Source organism: Carnobacterium sp. (assembly GCF_040274425.1).
Window position 1 is genome coordinate 1 of sequence record NZ_JBEMBC010000146.1, and the last position, 3,729, is coordinate 3,729.

Genomic DNA, 3,729 nt, shown 5'->3' on the forward strand with positions numbered 1-3,729 from the left:
AGAAGGAAAAAAGCCAGATTAATCGTGAGAAAGTGATTTAACTCATTCATAAATAATAAACTACACCAAAAATCAGATCTGATTTTTGGGTGTAGTTTATCTTTCTAAGTGGTGATTTATTCTCCAGTAAAGAAACAATATTTTTACATAAGTGTCTGCTAATTTATAGTTACTGATTATTGTTTGCAGGTAAAATGAATACGGTTTATTTTGAACGAATTTTTAAAAGTGACAGAAATTTGTCTAATCAGATTTCAAATTGGAATAGGTATGAAAAGACTAGTGTTAAGCTATTTTTCAACAAATTCAATTTTGGAAAAGATCGTTTACAAAAACCAATTAGACAGCTTTTTTCGGAAAAATTAAGAAAGTATTAAAGTTTGTTTGGACAACTTTAAAAGAGTTTGCTATTCTAAAGGTACATAGTAATTACACAGAGCAAATAAACCTACAATTTTTTGATCAGCAATTATTCACTTTCTTTCATAAAATTGCTTTGGAGGGGTAATGCTTGCACATAGTTTGTTGGTTGTGAAATGATTTAGGGTAATCTCCTGAATCATTTTTTTTTTTTCATTATTTAGGTCTAAAGGCTTAGTTATTTCTTAAAAACAATCAGGTATACTATACTGGAGTTAAGAAAGAATAAAAATAAAACAGACAAGTCATAAAAAAACTTGTGATGGAGGATTTGGAAATGAATCAATTCAAAAAAATAAGCATAACTACATTAACAGCAATGAGTTTGATAGGAGCATCTTTAGCAGTCTTGCCGCAACCTGCTAGTGCAACCACAAATGGGATCGACACAACGGTAGTGGATGAAAAATGGGGCAAACCTACTGTTATCTATGGTGGAGGATTATCTGAAAGCCAGATAACAGAAACGGAAAAATTATTAGGAATTGAAAATCCTGAAAATGTGGCTGCAGGAAGTGTAACCGGACAAGATTTGATCAACTATTTGGGTGATGGATCAGGCAATACTTCTAGTATGATTTCTTCTGTTTTAGTGCAAAAACAAGATTCTGGAGAAGGAGTAGATGTTGAAATCGTTACTCCAGAAAATATTAGTCAAATTACGCAAGATCAGTACGCAAATGCAGCAATTACCGCTGGGGTCAAAGATGTGAAAATCGTAGTAGCCAGTATCAGTAAAGTAACGGGCGAAAGTGCTTTGTCAGGTATCTATAAAGCATTTGACGTGAACGGCGAAGAATTAGATCAAGAGCGTATGGAAGTAGCGCAAGATGAATTAGAAACAACTAATGAGATCGCTCAAGAAAATGCTGGGAACGAAGAATTTGATACAGCAAAATTTGACCAAGCAATCATTGAAATCAAACAAAGCTTAGCTGATTTAAAAGAGCAACAAGGTGAATTGGCTACAAAAGAAGATGTTGAACGCATTATTAATGAAGCGCTAGAAAAAAACAACTTACAAAATGCAGTTACTCAAGATCAGATCGATCAATTGATGGCTTTATTTGAAAAATACCAACAAACAAGTGCAATTGATTCTGCTGAAGTAAAAGAACAGTTGAAGAACTTGTCCAATACAGTCCAAGATAAGTTTGGCGACGCTTTGCAACAAGCTGAAGATAGTGGATTGGTAGACAAAGTCGGCAATTTCTTCAGTCAAATATGGAACGCTATCGTAGGGCTGTTTAACTAATAAAGAGAAGAGTAAAAAGCTAATGGCACTGTCCAAACAGGACAGGTCATTAGCTTTTTTTGTGTAAAGGTTAAAATAAGGATTATTCAAAGTCGTAATGCAGACCCCAATCTTTTCTTAAAGTATCCATGATCTCCATGACATCATGAGTAAGAGCAAGTGAAGCATCAGAACTATCGGATATGATCATATTGGTTATATCCGCTATCTCATAATTCATAGCTTGGTTAGTATCGCCTGCTTCAATGATTTCTACGGATCCGTCAGGTTTAGTTAGGGTTGCTTTATCTGCTCGTGGGAAATCATTAACCGTAATAAAACCATTTTCGAATGCCACAATGCCCAATTTTGGCATCTTAGCTCTAAAGGTAAGCGAAATTGATGCAATTTCATTTTGATCATTTTTTAATAAAATTCCTGATTGTTCATCAACACCTGTTTCGTAAAAATTCATAGTTGTTAAAACTTCATGTGGTTGACTTGTTAAGAAAAAGCGGGCAAAGGATAAAGCATAGATTCCTATATCCAATAAGGCTCCTCCAGCTAAATCTTTATTGAAAAAGCGATTGGTTGGATCTTCTTCTTTTAAGCTTCCGAAAGAGACTTGAATCATTTTTAATTTGCCAAGAGAACCATTTTGAGAAATTTCTTTTAGCTTGCGATAAAGCGGCATATGGTAAATAACCATAGCTTCAGCTAAGACTAGCTTTTTTTCTTTTGCTAATGTCATTGCTTGAGTTAACTGATCATTATTCATAGTGATAGCTTTTTCTGATAAAACATGCTTTCCTTGTTCTAAACTTTGTATGATCAAATCAGCATGGTGGCTATGTGGTGTAGCAATGTATACCACATCGATAGCTGGATCAGCTAATAGTGCATCGTAAGAACCATACGATTTTTCAATTCCATATTTCCCAGCAAATTCAGCTGCTTTTTCGTCATTCCGTGAACCAGCCGCATAAAGAACGGCATTTTCCACATCAAATACTTCTGCAAATTCATTCGCAATTTGGCCTAAACCTAAAATACCCCAATTTAATTTTTTCATAAAAAGCCTCCTAATCTATATTTAAACGCTGTCAATTGTATTTTACCATTGAAAAACAAATTAGTGAAAGAAGAATGGATGAATGTTTTTTTTTTCAGGAAATGAAAGCGTTAAATTTGAAAGTTAACGTAGTAGGTGTAAAATGAAAGTAGCACTTATTCGAATTTATTTATTATTGAAAGGAGAATGATGGATATGCACGAATCATTAGTAGAAATTGTTTTAAGAGCCATCAAAGAACAGTTTGTCAGCGAAAAAGCTTTTTACACCTCCCAATTAGGGATTTCACCACAAAGTTGGGATCGCTGGAAGAAAGGCAATCAAGGGTTAAAACCTGAAAATATGAATAAGATTTCGCGTTTATTTACCGATTATGAATGGATGTTGGTCCAAAAAGTTTGTCGAAATGCTACATTTTTTCCAGAAGTTAAAGCTAATCCCGTTAATGAATATCTGGCCATTAAATTTCATGTTGCACAAACTTGGGTAAACAGTGGTATGGCTAAACTAGAATTCAAAAGAGAAAATGAAGATCAATTAACTGAGCATCATCGAAAACAAAATACGACGATTCTTAGAATTGAAATTGGTTATGACTTTTGGAGCTACAAAGATATTATTGAATTGCGCTTGCCAGGAGTCATCCAGCAACAAATTAAAACAGACAAGCTAAACTTGTTAGAATGGTTTAATCAAAATATACAGGATGCGTAATGTTCCGTTTAACTCCGTAGAAAAACAGGTAGTTTAGTCTTTCAATTTTTTTCGATCGTTCATGTAAGAGTGAGTACTTTTTCTTGCTTCACTTTTAAGTGGAACCAGGATTAATCCCTGTTGACGTAAAAGTGACAATCATTTCAAAGCTCACTCTTACATGGAGAACCATTTGACGAAAAAGTGGAGACAATTATAGATATCTCTTTTTCGTCATGATGGGAGCTATTTTAACCTCAAGTAAAAAAATAAAGACAGTTTAGCCAGGAAATCTACTATACAAACAAAA

The 3,729-nt window shown here is 34.0% G+C and carries 3 protein-coding genes; 2 read left to right on the top strand and 1 reads right to left on the bottom strand.

Annotation, left to right across the window (positions count from 1 at the left end):
• The first annotated feature begins 697 nt into the window (after nucleotides 1–697).
• The gene (locus ABS911_RS14685) at nucleotides 698–1,675 is read left to right on the top strand and encodes a DUF1002 domain-containing protein (RefSeq protein ID WP_350468177.1); all 978 of its coding nucleotides are present in this window, start codon (nucleotides 698–700) and stop codon (nucleotides 1,673–1,675) included.
• A gap of 82 nt (nucleotides 1,676–1,757) precedes the next feature.
• On the opposite strand, the gene ABS911_RS14690 is transcribed toward ABS911_RS14685, so the two are convergent.
• Nucleotides 1,758–2,726, bottom strand: a complete 969-nt coding sequence (locus ABS911_RS14690) for a Gfo/Idh/MocA family protein (protein WP_350468178.1) — start codon at nucleotides 2,724–2,726, stop codon at nucleotides 1,758–1,760.
• A gap of 195 nt (nucleotides 2,727–2,921) precedes the next feature.
• Here ABS911_RS14690 and ABS911_RS14695 point away from each other — a divergent pair, with 195 nt between their 5' ends.
• Nucleotides 2,922–3,440, top strand: coding sequence for a hypothetical protein (locus ABS911_RS14695; RefSeq protein ID WP_341047661.1), 519 nt, complete (start codon nucleotides 2,922–2,924; stop codon nucleotides 3,438–3,440).
• Nucleotides 3,441–3,729 lie beyond the last annotated feature (289 nt).